This window comes from Haloterrigena salina JCM 13891 (genome assembly GCF_000337495.1).
Lineage (GTDB): Archaea > Halobacteriota > Halobacteria > Halobacteriales > Natrialbaceae > Haloterrigena > Haloterrigena salina.
On record NZ_AOIS01000045.1, the window covers coordinates 129,167 to 147,182 of the forward strand.

At 67.2% G+C, this 18,016-nt stretch carries 17 protein-coding genes; 4 read left to right on the forward strand and 13 right to left on the reverse strand.

Annotation, left to right across the window (positions count from 1 at the left end; translation table 11 throughout):
• Positions 1-166: 166 nt before the first annotated feature.
• Positions 167-1,015 (reverse strand): helix-turn-helix domain-containing protein, encoded by an 849-nt coding sequence (locus tag C477_RS13230; RefSeq protein ID WP_008895004.1) that lies wholly within the window; start codon positions 1,013-1,015, stop codon positions 167-169.
• A gap of 186 nt (positions 1,016-1,201) precedes the next feature.
• Here C477_RS13230 and C477_RS13235 point away from each other — a divergent pair, with 186 nt between their 5' ends.
• Entirely contained in the window at positions 1,202-1,693 is a 492-nt protein-coding gene (locus tag C477_RS13235; RefSeq protein WP_008895005.1) for a metal-dependent hydrolase, read from the forward strand.
• A gap of 44 nt (positions 1,694-1,737) precedes the next feature.
• Here C477_RS13235 and C477_RS13240 read toward each other — a convergent pair whose 3' ends face one another.
• The gene (locus tag C477_RS13240; RefSeq protein ID WP_008895006.1) at positions 1,738-2,613 is read right to left on the reverse strand and encodes a COX15/CtaA family protein; all 876 of its coding nucleotides are present in this window, start codon (positions 2,611-2,613) and stop codon (positions 1,738-1,740) included.
• Between the two features lie 182 nt (positions 2,614-2,795).
• Between C477_RS13240 and C477_RS13245 the strand changes: the two genes are divergently transcribed.
• Positions 2,796-3,908, forward strand: coding sequence for a M24 family metallopeptidase (locus C477_RS13245; protein WP_008895007.1), 1,113 nt, complete (start codon positions 2,796-2,798; stop codon positions 3,906-3,908).
• Between the two features lie 57 nt (positions 3,909-3,965).
• Here the strand turns inward: C477_RS13245 and C477_RS13250 are convergent, their stop codons facing one another.
• The 3 genes from C477_RS13250 to C477_RS13260 all read right to left on the reverse strand — a co-directional run bounded on the left by C477_RS13250 (position 3,966) and on the right by C477_RS13260 (position 7,620).
• A complete protein-coding gene (locus C477_RS13250; RefSeq protein ID WP_008895008.1) occupies positions 3,966-4,664 on the reverse strand; it encodes a helix-turn-helix domain-containing protein in 699 nt (232 codons plus the stop codon).
• Between the two features lie 119 nt (positions 4,665-4,783).
• A complete protein-coding gene (locus C477_RS13255; protein WP_008895009.1) occupies positions 4,784-5,872 on the reverse strand; it encodes a glutamate--cysteine ligase in 1,089 nt (362 codons plus the stop codon).
• A gap of 155 nt (positions 5,873-6,027) precedes the next feature.
• Complete coding sequence (locus C477_RS13260) at positions 6,028-7,620, reverse strand: fatty acid--CoA ligase (RefSeq protein WP_008895010.1); 1,593 nt, start codon at positions 7,618-7,620, stop codon at positions 6,028-6,030.
• A gap of 408 nt (positions 7,621-8,028) precedes the next feature.
• On the opposite strand from C477_RS13260, the gene C477_RS13265 reads away from it, so the two are divergent.
• Complete coding sequence (locus C477_RS13265; RefSeq protein WP_008895011.1) at positions 8,029-8,562, forward strand: DUF7282 domain-containing protein; 534 nt, start codon at positions 8,029-8,031, stop codon at positions 8,560-8,562.
• A 156-nt stretch (positions 8,563-8,718) separates the two neighbouring features.
• On the opposite strand, the gene C477_RS13270 is transcribed toward C477_RS13265, so the two are convergent.
• From C477_RS13270 to C477_RS13280, 3 genes are all read right to left on the reverse strand, one after another.
• Positions 8,719-9,312 carry a hypothetical protein gene (locus C477_RS13270; RefSeq protein ID WP_008895012.1) on the reverse strand — a complete coding sequence of 198 codons (594 nt, stop codon included), beginning with the start codon at positions 9,310-9,312 and terminating at the stop codon, positions 8,719-8,721.
• A 203-nt stretch (positions 9,313-9,515) separates the two neighbouring features.
• Positions 9,516-10,247, reverse strand: coding sequence for a fibrillarin-like rRNA/tRNA 2'-O-methyltransferase (locus C477_RS13275; RefSeq protein WP_008895013.1), 732 nt, complete (start codon positions 10,245-10,247; stop codon positions 9,516-9,518).
• Entirely contained in the window at positions 10,240-11,127 is an 888-nt protein-coding gene (locus C477_RS13280) for an NOP5/NOP56 family protein (protein ID WP_008895014.1), read from the reverse strand. Before C477_RS13280 ends, C477_RS13275 begins: the two co-directional genes overlap by 8 nt.
• A 226-nt stretch (positions 11,128-11,353) precedes the next feature.
• Here C477_RS13280 and trkA point away from each other — a divergent pair, with 226 nt between their 5' ends.
• The gene (gene trkA, locus C477_RS13285) at positions 11,354-12,688 is read left to right on the forward strand and encodes a Trk system potassium transporter TrkA (protein WP_008895015.1); all 1,335 of its coding nucleotides are present in this window, start codon (positions 11,354-11,356) and stop codon (positions 12,686-12,688) included.
• Between the two features lies 1 nt (position 12,689).
• Here trkA and C477_RS13290 read toward each other — a convergent pair whose 3' ends face one another.
• The 5 genes from C477_RS13290 to C477_RS13315 all read right to left on the reverse strand — a co-directional run bounded on the left by C477_RS13290 (position 12,690) and on the right by C477_RS13315 (position 18,013).
• Entirely contained in the window at positions 12,690-14,237 is a 1,548-nt protein-coding gene (locus C477_RS13290; RefSeq protein WP_008895016.1) for a TrkH family potassium uptake protein, read from the reverse strand.
• A complete protein-coding gene (locus C477_RS13295; protein WP_008895017.1) occupies positions 14,234-14,992 on the reverse strand; it encodes a potassium channel family protein in 759 nt (252 codons plus the stop codon). Before C477_RS13295 ends, C477_RS13290 begins: the two co-directional genes overlap by 4 nt.
• Positions 14,993-15,000: 8 nt before the next feature.
• The gene (locus C477_RS13300) at positions 15,001-15,303 is read right to left on the reverse strand and encodes a hypothetical protein (RefSeq protein WP_008895018.1); all 303 of its coding nucleotides are present in this window, start codon (positions 15,301-15,303) and stop codon (positions 15,001-15,003) included.
• Between the two features lie 311 nt (positions 15,304-15,614).
• Positions 15,615-17,162 carry a TrkH family potassium uptake protein gene (locus C477_RS13310; RefSeq protein WP_008895020.1) on the reverse strand — a complete coding sequence of 516 codons (1,548 nt, stop codon included), beginning with the start codon at positions 17,160-17,162 and terminating at the stop codon, positions 15,615-15,617.
• The gene (locus C477_RS13315) at positions 17,159-18,013 is read right to left on the reverse strand and encodes an NAD-binding protein (protein ID WP_008895021.1); all 855 of its coding nucleotides are present in this window, start codon (positions 18,011-18,013) and stop codon (positions 17,159-17,161) included. Before C477_RS13315 ends, C477_RS13310 begins: the two co-directional genes overlap by 4 nt.
• Positions 18,014-18,016 lie beyond the last annotated feature (3 nt).

Genomic DNA, 18,016 nt, shown 5'->3' on the forward strand with positions numbered 1-18,016 from the left:
CCGCAGCGACGCGGAACTCGAGGGGAGATCGGAGACCGCTGCACCCCTGCGGACGCGGATACGGACGTCGCCGAACGCCTGCTTCACGACGATCCGAGCCGAAGAACCCGCGTTCCGCCGATGGGACAGCGGCGGCGAGACGGCCGCCGCCCGCTCGAGTTGCGAGTCACGGATCCGACTGCGTTTCGACCTCGAGTTCCTCGTCCAATCGACGCGAGAGCGACGCCGTTTCGTCGTCGGCATCGACCGCGATGGTCGAGCCGATGAGCGCCGCGAGGCCGCGACGCAACCGCTGTGAGACCGCCGAATCGGACACGTCGAGTCGGTCGCCCAGTTCGACCAGCGTGGTTCGCCGCGGGACGTCGAAGTAGCCGGCCTCGTAGGCGGCGACCAGCAGTTCCCGCTGGGCCGTCGTCAATCCGAACCCGCGATCGCCGCTCGGTTCGTCCGTCTCGTGGAGGCGGACGAGTTCGATCGAGATATCCCGCTCGAGGCAACTGCTGTAGAAGGCCGACAGGTCCTCGGAGGACGGAAACCGAAGGCGGAACGTCCAGCGGGTCTCCGTGCCGACGGCGCTCGTGACGATCACGTCGCGCTCGCGGATCGTCTCGAGGACGCCGTCGACCCGATCGTTCCACGCGATCTTGACGAGGACGTGATCGTCGATTTCGTCGACGATCGAGACGGCGGCGACCGTCCGTTCGGACTCGAGGGTGGCGACGATCGAGTCGGCGACGTCGGCCGGCGCCCAGACGTACGGGACGACCGACTCGCTGGTCGGGACCGTCGTCTCGACGGTCAGCGTCACGTCCTCGTCCATGTCGAGCAGCGACCCGAGCGGGAACTCTGCCGCCGGAACCACGACCGTCGCGACGAGACTCATCGTTCGCTCCGCACCGCTACCGACGGGCCGACGCGGCCGGTACGGTCCCGTCGTCGAACTCGATTCGGCTGCCTCGATGCGCTCGCCGCCCGTCCGGTAGCAGGGTACATGGAGGGATCGTCGGTGAAACATCCACAGGTGCTTACAAGAATTGGCGGGTTTGCTATCGAAGCGGTTTAAATGACGGTAGCTATCGGACGGAGGCTCGAGGCGATTAGCGGACGGATCCGTCGGTCGCGATCGAATCTGTCCGAAAACGGCGGACGAGAGCCCTCGCAGCGGTGTGTTTATTGTTCGTCGCGGAATGTCATCGAATATATGTATCAGGTCGGCCATTACGGGACGGCGCTGCTGGCGTACGCGCCGCTTGGCACCGCCGTCGCCCTCGCCGGACACGAGACGGCGGCGCTACTCGGCGCGCTCGCCTGCGTCGCGCTCTCGACGCTCCCCGATTGCGACCAGAAAGTGCCGCTCGTCGAGCACCGCGGCCCGACCCACTCGCTGGTGTTCGCCCTGTTAGTCGGCGCCGGGCTCGCCGGGATCGCCGCGACGTTCGCCGGCAGCGGTTCCCCCCTTCTCGGTGCCGGCCTCGTCGGTTTCGCCTTCCTCGTCGGCGCGCTCTCGATCTGCTCGCACCTCTTCGCGGACGCGCTGACGCCGATGGGGATCCGTCCCCTCTGGCCCCTCTCGAGTCGCCGCTACACGCTCGCGGTGACCCGGACGGCGAACCCGCTGGCCAACTACGTTCTGTTGGGCCTCGGGGTCGCGGCGGTACTCGTGGGTGCGGGAATCGTCGCGACGCTCGGCTGACGGCGTAATGTGGCGACGAACGGCAGAACGAATTGTGAACGCCGTTATCGGGACGCCGGCGTCCGCGACGTCCTCGAGGCGCGGCGCGTCAGGCCGACGCCCGCGAGGAACGCGACGAAGAGCAGTCCGGCGCCGACGGCGTAGAGGGTTTCGAACGCGGGGTTGACGGCCTGTCGGCCGAGGTAGGCGACGGCGAGTGCGAGCACCGCCGTCGCGCTCAGGAACGCGGTCAGCCGCCTCTCGTCGAACCGGCGGCGACCGATGATCGTGGCGACGATGACGGACGCGAGGATGACGAGCGTGACGCCGTACTGGAACATCTGCATCGACGGTCCGTACGTCGTGACGTCGCTGATCACCGTCGGACTGATCACCACGTGGGCCGGGAGCGCGACGGCGCCCACTACGAGCGCGCCGGTGACGTGATCCGCCGTCAGCCGCGGCGCCCAGACGAGGACGGTCGCGACGGTAAACACCACGAAGATCGAGATCGCGGTCCAGAAGTGAAGCCCGAGAATGTCCATCGTGTACGTCGTGACGGTTTCACGACCGAGGACGACCTGAATCGGCGTCAGCACCAGTCCGGCGACGACGAGCCCGGCGACGCGACGGTCGACGTCCGGCAGGCGGACGGCGGCGATGGCCGTCCCGATGATCGCGAAGCCGGCGAACATGGCGACGAAGCGGTGGAACCACTCGTAGAAACTCGGGAGGTTCGCCGGGAACAGGTTGTACGGGCCGGCGTCACACTGGGGCCAGTTGGCCTGGCAGGCCAACCCCGACCCGGTCGCCTTCGCGGCGATGCCGAGCAGGATCGTCGCCGCGACCATCACGAGCGTCACCGCGAGCAGATGCGGAAAGCCGAACCGTTCGATCAGCGGACGAACTACCGGACGAGAGGTCTGACTGTTGGTCGACACGGACGTTCGACGATGGCTTAGGACGGCCCGTACTTAGGTTACCCGAGTCGTTCTTACCGCGCTGGAATCGAGCCGCTGACCCCCGGGCGGATTCGATTTACGGCGCCCGCCGAACGGACGCTCGCCGCAGCCGACGGTTTCGCGTTCGCCGCATTCAAGAGTCGGCCACGCCAGCACTCGACATGGAGAAACGCGAGCGCCTCGAGACCTACCTCGAGTCGAACGACCTCGATTCGGTCTGGTTCGCCCGGCCGAACTCGTTCGCCTGGCTGACCGGAGGGAACAACGTCGTCGACCGCGAGACCGACGCCGGCGTCGCCGCCGTCGGCTACGACGGGACGACCCTCCGGATCGTGACGGACACCATCGAAGCCGATCGAATCACCGCCGAGGAGCTGCCGGACCTCGACGCCGACGAGGTGTCGATCGAGCAGTTCCCGTGGCACGACTCGTCGCTCGAAGCGGCCATCGCCGCCCGCGTCGGCTCCGACGAACGGGCCGCCGCGGACGTCGACGTGCCGGGCGTAGAGCGCGTCGATCCGACGCCGCTCCGGCAGCCGTTGACGAAACGGGACCGCGAGCGCTACCGGCGGCTGGGACAGGAGACGGCCGCCGCCGTCGAGTCGGTCTGTCGGGAACTCCGGGCCGAGGACACGGAACACGAGGTCGCGTCGGCCCTGCGGGTCGCCCTCTCGGCCCGCGACGTCGAGGCGCCCGTCGTCCTCGTCGGCGGTGCCGAACGCGCCCAGCAGTACCGCCACTACACGCCGACCGAGGCCGAACTCGGCGACTACGCGCTCGTCTCGGTGACGACCCAGCGGGCCGGCCTCCACGCGAGCTGTACTCGGACGGTCGCCTTCGACCCGCCGTCGTGGCTCGAGGAGCGACACGCGACCGCGGCTCGCGTCGAGGCGACGGCGCTGGCGGCGACGCAAGCGGCGGTCGGCGACGACGGAGCCGGGGCGACGGCCGGCGACGTTTTTGCGGCGATTCAGGACGCCTACGACGCGCTCGGCTACGCGGGCGAGTGGGAGAAGCACCATCAGGGTGGCGCCGCCGGCTTCGCGGGCCGGGAGTGGATCGCGACGCCCGACCACGAGGCCCCGGTGACGGCGCCGATGGCCTACGCCTGGAACCCGACCGTCGAGGGCGCGAAGAGCGAGGATACCCACCTCGTCACCGCGGACGAGGTCGAGTCGCTGACGGACACTGACAACTGGCCGACGACGACCGCCAGCGCCGTCGGATTCGAGCTGGAACTCGAGCGACCGGCCGTGCTGACGCTCGAGGGCTGAGCCGAGAAATCGAGAGAACCGGGGCGACGAGTGGCCGGTGACGGTTTCGCGCCGTCGTTACGTCTCGGAATCGGGATCCGACGACGACTCGGTCGCGTCGTCTTCGTCGGCCGAGTCGGCGTCGCGCTCTGTGGAGGTAGTGTCCTCGGATTCCGAGCGCGCCGTCTCGGACGCTTCGGTCGCGGCGGGTTCCGGTGGCTCGGTGTCGTCGACGGTGATCGTCACCGGTTCGTTGGCGCCCTCGAGACCGGGATCGGACGCGCCGTGGCGATCCAGGAGCCGATCGAGCGTGAAGATTGTGTTCAGTTCCTGCTGGACCTGATCGACGACGCCGCCGACGAGTTCGCTCGGCTGAATGGCCGTGTACTCGTAGGGGTTGTTGCCGGCGCCCTCGCTGGCGCGTTTCTCCCGGTTCACGCGCTCCTCCTCGTGGAGTTCCGCGAGAGCTTCTCGAACCGTGCTCGGATAGAGGCCGGTTCCCGTGGCGACCTCCTCGGAGGTGCTGCCCGGATTGGCCAGCAGGTAGACGTAGATCTTCGCGCGGGTCTCCGTATCGAGGATCCACGAGAGCAGATCGACGATCCGGCCGTCGACCTCCTCGACGGCGGCCGTTCGATCGCTCTCGTCTCGAGGCACAGCCAGGTCGTCCGCGCCGGACTCGAGGGGCGATTCGTCGAACTGATCGTCCGATTCGTCGCGCTGCGGGCGGCCGCTCTCGTCGCCTCCCCGGCGCTCGTCAGTGTCATCTGAAGCCATATGTCCTCTCGTCCGGGACGAGGCTTCCCACAGGGGTAAACCTTTGCGGGAATCACTATCACGAACTGTTTCCGGTCGATACGAACGGTCGAATCGGGCACAAACGGGCGGCGGCGCGCTCACTCGGTTCCGAGCAGCAGCGACTCGCAGAGGGCGTCGGGACCCTCCTCCTCGAGCAGGCGCCGCTGTCGCTCGGCGCCGCTGTCGCGCTCGTAGACGCGCTTGATGCCGTCGATCCCCAGGCGCTCGCACTCGCGGTCGACGAGTTCGCCGAGATCGATCGTCCCCTCCATCTCGCGGTCGATGAGGGTTGCCTCGTGACCGTGGCGGATCGCCCGCCACTTGTTCTCGTCGAGCAGTTCGCGCCGGTGGTCCCGACCGTAGCCGTCGGCGCCGTCCTCGTACTCCTCGGCGAGCGCTTCCACGAGCGCGTGGGCGTACTCGACGAACGCGAGGACGATCTCGGGATCGGCCTGTCCGTCGGGCGTCCGCAGTTCGACGGTCCCGTGGGCGGTATGGGGCCGCACGTCGTACCAGAGTTCGCCCCGGTCGCGGATCGACTCGGTCTCGAGCATCCGTCGTTCGAACCGGTCGAAGGCCTCGTAGTCCTCGAAGTAGGTCGGCATCCCCGTGTTCGGCAGCGCCTCGAAGATCTTCGCGCGGGCCGACTGGAGCCCGGTGTCGTACCCGTTCCAGTACGGCGAGTTCGCGGAGAGCGCGAGGATGATCGGGACGAACCAGCGCAGTTCGTTGGCGATCCAGACCGCCTTATCGGCGTCGTCGACGCCGACGTGGACGTGGACGCCCGCCGTCGTGTTCCGGTGTTGCGGGTACTGGATCCGGTCGAGTTGCGACCGATACCGCGGCTTCTCGGCGTGCTCGAGCTCCTGCCACTTCGCCAGCGGATGCAGCCCCGCTGCGGCGATCCGGTAGCCGTGGTCGGTGGCGTGATCGACCAGCGCCCGGCGAATCTCGAGCAGCGTCTCTCGGGCGTCGGCGGGATCCTCGATCAGCGGCGTCTGAGTCTCGATGACGAACTTGAACAGTTCGTGATCGAGCCGTCCCTCGAGGATCTCGGGCGGGTCGTACTCGTAGACGAGATCGTCGGTGCCGCTCGTGGGGCGACCGTCGTCGTCGACGACGAAACACTCCTCTTCAATCCCCAGCGTGCCCATGCGCGTAAACGAATCCCGGGACCCGCGTTCCATCGTCTGCCGTTTTCGCCCGCGACGGTAAATACCGTACGGACTTGAGAGCGTCGGTCCCTGCCGCCGTTCGAACCGCGCAATTCGCAGATCAGCGGCGACTGCGGTCTCGAGACGTCCGTTCGATTCGTCTCGAGTCGCCCACCGTCACGCGTCGATCACGACGCCACGGTCTCGCTTTCGGGATCGACGTCGGCCTCGTCCTCGCGGAGCTTGAACTTCTGGATCTTGCCGCTTGGGTTCTTGGGCAGTTCGTCGACGAAGTAGTACGTCCGCGGCCGCTTGAAGTCGGCGAGCCGATCGCTCTCGAGGACGAACTCGTCGAGGGCGGCCGCGTCCCCATCGTCGGCGACGACGTACGCGACGACCCGTTCGCCCCACTCCTCGTCGGGTTCGCCGACGACGGCCGCCTCCTCGACAGCGTCGTGATCGAACAGCACGTCCTCCACTTCCGCGGGGTAGACGTTCTCGCCGCCCGAGACGATCATGTCGTCCTTCCGGTCGACGACGAAGAGGTAGCCGTCGGCGTCGCGGTAGCCCAGGTCGCCGGTGTAGTACCACGTCGTCCCGTTGGCCTCGCGTAGCGACCGCGCGGTCGCCTCGGGGCGGTTCCAGTACTCGCGCATCGCACACGGACTCGAGATCAGGATCTCGCCGATCTCGCCCTCGTCGACTTCGGCGTCCGGATCGGCGTCCGGTTCGACCACGCGGGCGCGGTGGTTGAGCGCGGGCAGGCCGGCCGAGCCCTGCTTCGGAATCTGGTCTTCCGGCGGCTGGAAGACCCCCGCGGGACCGATCTCGGTCATCCCGTAGGCCTGGACGTAGTCCTCGCAGAGGTGGTCCATGCAGTTCTCGAGTACCCGCTCGGGCATCGGCGCCGCGCCGTAGAGGCCGATCCGGAGCGAGGAGACATCGACGTCAGACTCGGCGGCGGTCAGCGACAGCGCGTTCCACGCGGTCGGCGCCGCGAAGAGGACCGTGACGCCGTGGTCTTCGATCGCCTCGAGGGCCGCTTCCGGTTCGAACTCGTGGTGGATGACGTTCGCCGCGCCGCGGTGGACCCGCGCGAACAGGCTACAGTGGAGTTCGGCGCAGTGGTACAGCGGCATCACCGACAGCCCGACGTCGTCGCGGGTGAGGTCCAGTTCCGTGATACACAGCAGATCGTGTTCGACCATGCTGCGGTGCTCGTGGACCACGCCCTTCGGCCGCCCCGTAGTCCCCGAGGTGTAGATGAAGGCGTAGACGTCGTCCTCCTCGACGACCGCGTCGGGCCGCTCGGCGGTCCCCGACTCGAGGAGGTCGTAGAGCCCCGTCGCGTACTCCGGGACCACCTCGCGGTCGTCGTCGATGAACACGTACTCCGCGACGGTCTCGAGGCTCGGTCGCGCCCCCTCGACCGCCTCCCGTGTCTCGGATTCGAACAGTACCAGTTCGGCTTCGGCGTCGTTGACGATGTACCCGATCTCGCCCGCCGGCAGGCGGAAGTTCAGCGGCGTGAAGACGGCGCCGAGCTTCGCGCACGCGTAGACGGCAAGGGCCATCTCGGACCCGTTGTACAGGACCGTCGCGACCCTATCGCCCTTCTCGATCCCGAGATCGCGAAGCGTGTTCGCCAGCCGGTCGACGCGCTCGTCGAACTCGGCGTAGGTCCACCGCTGGTCCTTCCGCGGGTAGACGATCGCGTCGCGGTCGGGATAGCGCTCGACCGTCTGCTCTAAGGTGTCGCCAATTGTGGGGTGCTGTGACATACCACGGAAGCGTACAACGAAATCGCTTATATTCTTTGTCGGATACGCCACCGTTCGCCGCCGTGACCGGGCGACCGCGCTCATCGAGGGCGCAGTACTCCCGAACTCGGTGCGTCCCGACGCCGCGCTCTCTCAGCGATCACGGGGCCGATCGGAACGCCCGTGAGTTCCGCCGGAGGATACATGCCACTCCTGACCCACTCAAACCCGTCTCGAGCGCTGCTGTGGATTCGAGACTCCCTCGAGGCGTCTCCGCAGTAGAACCCGATGTTACGCTACTGATTGCGAGACTAACGGTCGGAACAGCCCTCTTACCTCGATCGTCCCGTCGGGCGAATTCGGACGTTTCCACTCGTGAAACGCTCGAACGAAACGTCCGGTTTTTGTCGAATTACGACGGTGACATCGATGATTCCGATGCCACGTACACGAACGATCGGCGTCGCGGTCGTCGCGGCGCTCGTCCTCCTCTCGGGGGCGAGCCTCGCGTTCGCCGCGACCGACGCCGGCACGATCCAAGAGAACGAGACGGAGAACGAAACAGCCACAGTGACGTTCGAAAACCAGACGTCGAACGGGACGGCGGTCGTGGTCAACAACACGACGCTGCCCGAGGGCGGCTTCGCCGTCATTCACGCGGCCGCGCTCACCGACGGGGACGAGAACGAGACCGTCACGAACCTCTCCGAGGAGTACGAGCCCGGAGCGGTCCTGGGTAACTCCACCTACCTGGACTCCGGCGAGCACGAGAACGTGACCGTCGAACTCAACGAGTCCATAGAGGAGAGTCAGGTGTTGATCGCGATGGCCCATCAGGACACCAACGACAACGAGACGTACGAGTTCCCCGAGGCCGACGATCCCTACACGAGCGACGACGAGCCGGTGATCGACGACGCGATGATCACGCTCGAGGACGAGATGAACGAGACGTCCGAGTAACCGAGAGACGTCGAAGCGAACGAGACGAGGGATCGCAACTCCGCTCTCGTTCCCGTTCGCCACTGGGAGCGGACGCGATAGCTGTTCGGTCGGGATCGGACGATCGATTCGCGGTTACCCGGTGTAAGACCGTTCGAACGGACCGGTTCGCTCGTCTCAGTCCGGACCTCGACCGTACCGGACGTCCCACGGACACGGGAGCGTATCGGCGACCGACTGGGTAGCCGAGATTCCGTCGTCGCTCACCGTGACCGACCCGTCGAAGTGCGAGTCGCCGATCCGAAACCCAAATTCGTCCGTCGCTTCGTGTCCCGTCAGCGCTCGAGCCGTCAACTCGTAGCTTCCGAACGCGTCGGTCGCCTCGAGTTCGCACGTTTGTCCCGGCTCGAGCGAAACGGTTTCGGCGACGATGGTCTCGCCGTCATCGGCGGTCAACGCGACGCGTCCCTCGTGGTCGCGTTCGGCTCCGTTACTGACGCTGATAACTGCGGGCTCGGGCAGCCTGACGACGTCGACCGGCTCGAGTTCGAGCGTCGCCGTCTCACCGTCCGCATCGACGCGAGGATCGTAGGGCGCGTCGTCGACGACGAGAAACGACCGCTCGGGATCGACGGCGTCGTCGAACAGGAGCGCGTCGGACTCGTAGCGGCCGTCTTCGAGCGCCGAGTCGACCGCCGATCGGATCGCGTCGGGAAGCGACTCGTGGTCGACGGAGACGAGGTGGCACCGTTCGAGTTCCGCTTCCGTCACCTCCGCGGGTCCGTCATCGGACGGGTCGTCGAAGCCGTCTCCGGGCGAACTCGAGTCGATCGGAGCGTCCGACCCCAGACACCCGGCGAGCCCGCAGCCGACGGAAACCCCCGTCGTCGCGAGGATCGTTCGTCGCTTTATATTGGGTACGTGACCCGTCTGCCGAATAAGCCTTCCCGAAGGTCACACGTTCGTTTCACTCACTATCGCGGCCGCGCCACGACGCCGAGGTGGTCCGCGTGATACGCCTCGAGGCGTTCGGTCTCCACAATCTCGTACCCGTCCTCGAGCTCCTCGCGCACGTCCGCGAAGACGTCGTCGGGGTCGCGCGTGACGTCCTCGCTTCTGGCCTTCACGGCCAGCAACAACCGCCCGTCGTCGGCCAGGNCCTCGCGCACGTCCGCGAAGACGTCGTCGGGGTCGCGCGTGACGTCCTCGCTTCTGGCCTTCACGGCCAGCAACAACCGCCCGTCGTCGGCCAGGAAGCGCCGGTTCTCGATGGCCACCCGCGCCTGCCCTCGGGTGGCGACGTCCTGAACGAGCACGTCCACGTCCGACTCGACGACGTGGGCGTACGTCTCGGGCTTCCGGGCGTCCTTGAGAAGCGGGAAGAGCCGCGGCCGGCTCTCCGCCGCCTCGAGCAAGTCCCTCGTCGGCCGGGCGGCGAACTCGACGGCGTAGGTCGGGCCGGCGAAGTCCGCGACGTGACTCACGGTCGTTCCGCTCGCGGCGCCCAGATAGAGGACCGTCTCGCCGCCCTCGAGGCCGGTGTCCATCCCCAACTCGAGCATCGCGCCGAGCTTCGAGCGGTTCGGGTTCCACGCGCGCCACTCCCCCTCGGTCGGTTCGCCGTAGACCGGCTCTCCCCGCGTCGCGAGTCGCTCAGTGCCGTCGAACGCGCGGCGCTCGACGCCGTCGGGAAGCTGTTCACTCATCGTCGGCACCTCCGTCGCCGGCGTCGCCGCCGTCGCCGATCCGCGCCTGAATCGTCTCGATGCGCTCCTCGAGTTCGGCCTCGAGTTCGGGCTTCAGCTCGCCGGAGTAGTGATCGACCCGGGCGGCGATGGCGAGTTTCCCGGCCACCGCGCGGGCCGCCGAGCCGCGCTCGTCGGGGTGGGTTCCTCGGACCGCGTCGTGCGTATAGATGATCCCGTGTTTGGGCGAGGGCGCGTGCCCGCGCAGGTGGGCGAAGAGCGCGTCCTCGGCGCCAAGCACCTGAACCGTGCCGCTGGGTTTCTTGGCCAGGCTCTCGAGGCCGCCGGCCAGCGAGAGCAGCCGCGCCGCGAGGACGGGGCCGGCCATCGCGGCGAGGTTGGGCGCCACCGTCGGCGCCGTCCGCTCGACGTACTCGCGCAGTTCGTCGGCCTCGTTGGCGAGGCCGGCGACGCGCTCGGCCAGCGAGACGAGCGCGTCCGGCGCGGCGTCAGGCGTTTCGTCTCGGCTCGCCAGTTCGCGGGCGTAGCCGACGCCCGTGCCGGCGTCGGGATCGACGGTCCCCGCCCACTCTGCCAGCCGTTCGGCGAGTTCGTTCGCGGTCCGCGTACAGTCGTCCATTGCCCGCACCGCGTGGACGAGCTGGCGGTCGTCGGCCGCCTCGCGCTCGGTCACCGCCGCCCTCGCCGCCGCCGTCGTCGCGGCTCGTAGGGCATCGTAGTAGTCGTCCTCGTCGTCGACGACCCCCGCCTCGACCGCGAGCGCGGGCCAGTCGCGGGGCTCGTCGGCGGCCCCCTCGCGAACCGCCGTCGCGGCCGCCTCGGGACCGTCGGACGCGAGGGCCCCGAACCAGCCGTCGTCCGCTCCGGAACTGTCAGTCATGTCTCTCCCTTGGAGGCCGCGGTCGTATATGCGTTCTCGAACGACGCCGACCGGTCCACATGTACGCCCAAGCAGTACGCGAGCGGAGACGGCGCGTCGCGATCCCTCGAGCGGAGGGGTTCGACCCTACTGGAGACGTTCTAAAGCGGTGACCGATCGTCGAAACGCCTATCGGTCCGCCCCGAAAACGTCCGGGAAGGATGTACAAGCGACGGAGGTCCCAGCCATGTACGTACTGATCGTCGGCGCGGGACAGGTCGGCCAGATGATCGCCGCGAACTTAGCGGACACCCACGACGTCGCGGTGGTCGAACGCGATCCCGAACTCGCCGACGAGATCACGTACACGTACGACGTGCTCTCGGTTCAGGGCGACGGGACGGAACTCGAGACGCTCCGGGACGCCGGCCTCGAGCGGGCGGATCTGGTCGTCGCCTGTACCGACAGCGACGAGACCAACATCGTCGTCTGTGGCACCGCCAAGACCGCCAGCGAGACGTTCACCATCGCGCGCGTCCGGCGCCGGACGCTGTTGAACACCTGGGAGGGGTCCCGGGGCGCCTTCGGCGTGGATTTCATGGTGTGTACGGACCTGCTGGTCGCCCAGACGATCTTCCGGATCTCCGGCTTCCCGCGGGCCCAGGACGTCGAGACGTTCGCCGGCGGCCTCGTCAGGATGGCCGAGTTCGAGATCGGTCCGGAGAGCCCGCTGGTCGGCAAGCGCGTCGAGGAAGCCGACCGGTACGACTCGATGACGTTCGCCGCCGTTTTCCGGGAGGAGCAACTGATCGTCGCCCGCGGCGACACCGAGTTCCGCGCCGACGACCGGATCGTCGTCATCGGGAGCCCCCATTCCGTCAAGGAGTTCGCCATGGCGATGGTTCCGGACACGACCTCGAGCACCGACGACGTGGTCATCGTCGGCGGCAGCGAGATCGGGTTCCAGGCCGCCCGGGAGTTCGAGGCCCACGGCTTCGAGCCGCGGCTGATCGAGCGGGACCAGGAGCGCGCCCGCGAGATGGCCGAGGCGCTGCCGGACACGTTCGTCATGCAAAGCGACGCGACCGACACCGACTTCCTCACCCGCGAGCACATCGACGAGGCCGACATCGTGGTCGCCGCCCTCGACAGCGACGAGAAGAACCTGCTCGTCTCGCTGCTGGCCCAGCGGGTCGGCGTCGACCGGACCGTCGCGATCATCGAGAACACCGAGTACACCGACCTCTTCGAGGCCGTCGGGATCGACGTCGCGATCAACCCTCGAGAGGAGACCGCCGAGGAGATCGTCCGCTTTACGCGGACGGATCAGACCGAGAAGATCGCGATGTTAGAACACGACCGCGCCGAGGTCATCGAGGTCGAACTCGACGACGACAGCGCCCTGGTGGGCCGGGAGATCGCGGAGTCGATGGAAGGGCTCCCCGACTGCGTCGTCATCGGCGCGATCTCTCGCGGCGGCGACCTCGTCACGCCCCGCGGGACGACGGTTCCCCGCGCCGGCGACCACGTCGTGTTGTTCGTCGACGCGACCGTCCTCGACGAAGTGTCCGCCGCGCTGTGAGTCATCGATAGAGGCCGATCCGTCGGAAGACCGCGCTCAGCAACACGGCGACGGGGATGATCTCGAGGCGGCCGACCCACATGTTAATGATCAGCATCGCCTTCGCGGTGTCGGGCATTCCCGGTCCGGTGATCCCCGAGTCGAGCCCGACGTTGCTCTGGGCGCTCATCACGTCGAAGATGACGTACTCGACGGGATGTGCCGGCGAGAGCGTCCGCAGGAGGACGGTCACGCCGACGGCGAGGAACGTGATCCAGAGCAGGAAGACGACCGCCGCTTCGGTGTACTCCCGCTGGAACTGGTCCTCGCTGAGACTCCGTTTGCCGATCCGGAATCGACGAATCGCGCTGTCCGGCTGGAAGACCGAGCCGATCTGCCAGGCCGTTCCCTTGACGAGCGTGACGACGCGGACGAGTTTGAGACCGCTGACGGTCGACCCCGCCGCGGCGCCGGTCAGCATTCCCAGACACGTCACGAACGTCGCTCCGGCCGACCAGACCGGTTCCGTGCCTTCGCCGACCGTCGCTGTGCCGAAACCGGTGTTCGACGTCGCGGAGACGAACTGGAACAGCGAAATCCGGAACGTCTCCTCGAACGTCTCGTACTGTCCGTTGGCCCAGAGGATCGCGGTCAGGGCCAGCGACCCGATCCCGAACCAGAGGAAGACCCAGCGCGTCTGGATGTCCGTGTAGAAGTTCTCGAGTTCGCCCTTGAAGATCAGGTAGTGGATCGGGAACGCGATGCTGCCCGCGACCATCACCGGGACGACCGCATACTCGATGAGGGGACTGGCGTAGTGACCGATCGAGTCGGCGTGGACGGAGAACCCACCGGTGGCGATCCCCGTCATCGCGTGGTTGATCGCGTCCCAGGCCGGCATGCCGACGAGGAGGAACAGCGCGATCGAGCCGAGCGTCAGCCCGAGGTAGATCTTCCAGATCTCCGTGACCGTATTGACGATGCTGGGGTGGATCTTCTCCGACCGGGCCTCGCTCTTATAGAGGGTGAGCGACCCGCTGCCCGGCCGGGCGAGGATGGCGACCGTCAGCACGATAACGCCGACCCCGCCGATCCACTCGGTAAAGGAGCGCCACCAGTGTAACGACCGCGGTAACTTCTCCTCGACCGCAGCGACGGTCAGCCCCGTCCCGGTGAAGCCGCTCATGCTCTCGAACACCGCGTCGAGCGGGTTCAGGAAGATGTCAGTCGTGTCGTCCAGCGGCGGCGTGTTCGCCCACGCGGGGTACGGGTCGATCGCGATCGTCCACGCGATCAGTAGGAACGGGAGCCCGCCGAGGACGCCGACCGCCGCCCAGGAACTGGCCGCGGTGATCATCGCCTCGAGCTTTCCGGGGTCGGCCGCGCCGCGGTATCGACGAGCGAGCGCGACTCCGAGCCCGGCCATCACGACCGCCGAGAGGAGGAACGCGGGGATCGCGTAGAACTCGCGGTGGACGGCGGCGATCGGGACCGAGACCAGCAGCATCAGGGAGACCACCTGAAGGATCCGGCCGACGTCCCGCCCGATTACCGGGTAGCGGGCCGTCATGGCTGCTCGCCGGTAAACGCCCGGACGGCGTCGTTCAAGGTGGCGTCGTCAGTGAACACCGTCACGTGATCGCCGGCGCGGACGGTCGTCCCGCCGCGAGGCGCGCGAATGTCGCCGTCGCGCTGGAGGGCGACGACGAGACAGCCCTCGGGGAGCGCGCCGGCTTCCTTCGCCGAGGAGAGCGGTTGGCCGGCCATCGGGGCGTCCTCGGTGACGGTGAGTTCGACGAGTTCGGTCTCGTCGTCGAGGTCGATGAAGTCGGTGACACCCGGATACCGCACGGAGTGGTAGAGGTAGTCGGCGATTAGCCGCTGGGGGTTCTCGATTAAGTTGACGCCGATTTTCTCGAAGACGGGCAGGTTCTCCGGGTCGTGAACGACGCTAACGAGGTTCGGGACGTCGTGTTCCTGGGCGAGCAACATCACCATGATGTTGACCGCGTCGACGTCGGTCGTCGAGATGACCGCGTCCGCCCGGTCGATGTCCGCGTCCCGGAGCGTGTCGTGGTTGGTCGCGTCGGCGTTGAGTACGAGACAGTCGTGCGTCGAAGCCACGTCGTTCGCTCGCCCCTCGTCGCTCTCGATGACGACGACGTCGTTGCCGTCGCGGACCGCGAGATCGATCAGGTTCGAGCCGATGCTTCCGGCGCCGATNCCCTCGTCGCTCTCGATGACGACGACGTCGTTGCCGTCGCGGACCGCGAGATCGATCAGGTTCGAGCCGATGCTTCCGGCGCCGATAATGACAATATACATCGTTGAATCTAGGTCTCCTGCGAACCCGGTCGAGAGAAAACGACGACCGGACGTTCGCTCTCGGTGAGCAGTCTGTACGAATCGGATCCCGACAGCGGTCGGCGGCGGTGACCGCCGGACCGTGGTCGACTCCCGACGGCCGTCGACGCGACGGCCGCGGCCGCGGCGACGATTTCGCCGACGACGTCCTCGAACACGAGCGGAACGCCCGCGTGCGCCGTGCTCGAACCGGTCGTCGGGATACCGCCGCGACCGGACCGGGCGCTCGCGGCGCCGCGGTCCCGTCGTCGCCGTCGGCATCGTCGCATCATTGGACCCGTTTCGGATTCAGTAGTATAAACCTAGCACATTTACTCATTCCGTACCGGGATTAAGAGTGGAAATTTCGATAGACGTCAGCGTCCGGGTCGTCACCTCGTATCCTCTCCCACCGGTCGCGGCCGGTGGACTCACCGTTCGTCGTGCGCGAGATCGTCCAGATCGATCGAATGCCGCCGAACGCGATCAACGACGATGCCGAACGACGTAGGATCGAGCGGCCGTCGACGGGGCCGCCCCTCGGCTCGAGGGCGGGCGGCCGTCGGCACCGTCGGCCGCTCGGTCCGAAGACGACCGGGCGACGCTACCGATAGAGGTCGAGGTTCTGGAAGAGCGCCCCCAGCAACACGGCGACGGGGATGATCTCGAGGCGGCCGATCCACATGTTGAAGATCAGCACCGTCTTCGCGGCCGTCGGCATCTCCGGCCCGGTAATCCCCGTGTCCAGGCCGACCGTGCTCTGGGCGCTCATCACGTCGAAGATGACGTACTCGAGGGGATACTCCGGCGGCAGCGTCCAGAGGAAGACCACGATCCCGACGGCCAGGCCGGCGAGCCAGAGGACGAAGACGACGGTCGCTTCGGTGTACTCGCGCTGGGCTTGGGACTGATCGAGCGTTCGCTCGCCGAGACGGAGGCGCCGGATCGCGCTCGCGGGAACGAAGACGCTCCGGATCTGCCAGACCGTCCCCTTGATGAGCGTGATGACGCGGACGAGTTTGAGACCGCCGACGGTCGACCCCGCCGCGGCGCCGGTCAACATGCCGAGACAGAGCAACAGCGTCGGTCCGGCGGTCCAGACGCGCTCGGTGCCGCCGCCGATCGTCGCCGTCCCGAAGCCGGCGTTCGACGTCGCGGAGACAAACTGGAACAGCGAGATCCGGAACGTCTCCTCGAGCGACTCGTACTGGTCTCCGGTCGCGAGTAGCGCCATCAGCAGGGCCGATCCGACGGCGAACCAGATGAACACCCACCGGGTCTGGAGATCGGTGTAGAAGTTCTCGAGTTCCCCCTTGAGTAGCAGGTAGTGGATCGGGAACGCGATGCTGCCCGCGACCATCACGGGGATGACCGCGTACTCGATAACGGGACTGCCGTAGTGACCGATCGAGTCGGCGTGGACGGAGAACCCGCCGGTCGAGATGGCCGTCATCGCGTGGTTGATCGCGTCCCACGGCGGCATCCCGGCGGCGAGGAACAGCGCGATTCCGGCGAGGGTGATCCCGAGGTAGATCTTCCAGATCTCCGTCACCGTCGAGACGATGCTGGGGTGGATCTTCTCCGACCGGGCCTCGCTCTTATAGAGGGTGAGCGACCCGCTGCCCGGTCGGGCGAGGATGGCGACCGTCAGCACGATAACGCCGACCCCGCCGATCCACTCGGTAAAGGAGCGCCACCAGTGCAGCGACCGCGGCAGCTCCTCCTCGACGGCGGCCATCGTCAGCCCGGTGCTGGTGAAGCCGCTGACGCTCTCGAAGATCCCGTGGAGCGGATGGCGAAAGGTGGCGACCGTGTCGGTCATCGCCGGCGTGTTCGCCCACGCCGGGTACGGATCGAGCGCGATCGTCCACGCGATCAGCAGGAACGGGAGCCCGCCGAACACGCCGACGGTCCCCCACGCGGCCGCGGCCGTGACCATCGCCTCGAGTCGACCGGTGTCGGACACGTCCCGGTATCGCCGCGCGAGACCGAGCCCGATTCCGCCCATCAGGAGGGCGGAGCCGACGAAGGCGGGGATCGCGTAGAACTCGCGGTGGACGGCGGCGATCGGGATCGAGACGAGCAACATCAGCGAGACGACCTGCACGATTCGGCCGAGGTCTCGCCCCACCGCCGAATACCGGACTTTCATGGATGGTCGCCGGTGAACGCCCGGACGGCGTCGTCCAGCGTGGCGTCGTCGGTGAACACCGTCACCTTGTCGCCGGCGCGGACGGTCGTCCCGCCCCGCGGGGCCCGGATCTCACCGTTTCGCTGGAGGGCGACGACGAGACAGCCCTCGGGGAGCGCGCCGCCTTCCTTCGCTGTCGAGAGCAGTTGGTTGTGCATCGGGGCGTCCTCGGTGACGGTGAGTTCGACGAGTTCGGTCTGATCGTCGAGGTCGATGAAGTCGCTGACGTCGGGGTACCGCACGGAGTGGTAGAGGTAGTCGGCGATCAACCGCTGGGGGTTCTCGATTAAGTTGACGCCGATTTTCTCGAAGACGGGCAGGTTCTCCGGGTCGTGAACGACGCTAACGAGGTTCGGGACGTCGTNCCGCTGGGGGTTCTCGATTAAGTTGACGCCGATTTTCTCGAAGACGGGCAGGTTCTCCGGGTCGTGAACGACGCTAACGAGGTTCGGGACGTCGTGTTCCTGGGCGAGCAACATCACCATGATGTTGACCGCGTCGATGTCGGTCGTCGAGATGACCGCGTCCGCCCGGTCGATGTCCGCGTCTCGGAGCGTGTCGTGGTTAGTCGCGTCGGCGTTGAGCACGAGACAGTCGTGCGTCGAGGCCACGTCGTTCGCTCGCCCCTCGTCGCTCTCGATGACGACGACGTCGTTGCCGTCGCGGACCGCGAGATCGATCAGGTTCGAGCCGATGCTTCCGGCGCCGATNCCCTCGTCGCTCTCGATGACGACGACGTCGTTGCCGTCGCGGACCGCGAGATCGATCAGGTTCGAGCCGATGCTTCCGGCGCCGATGATGACGATATACATCTT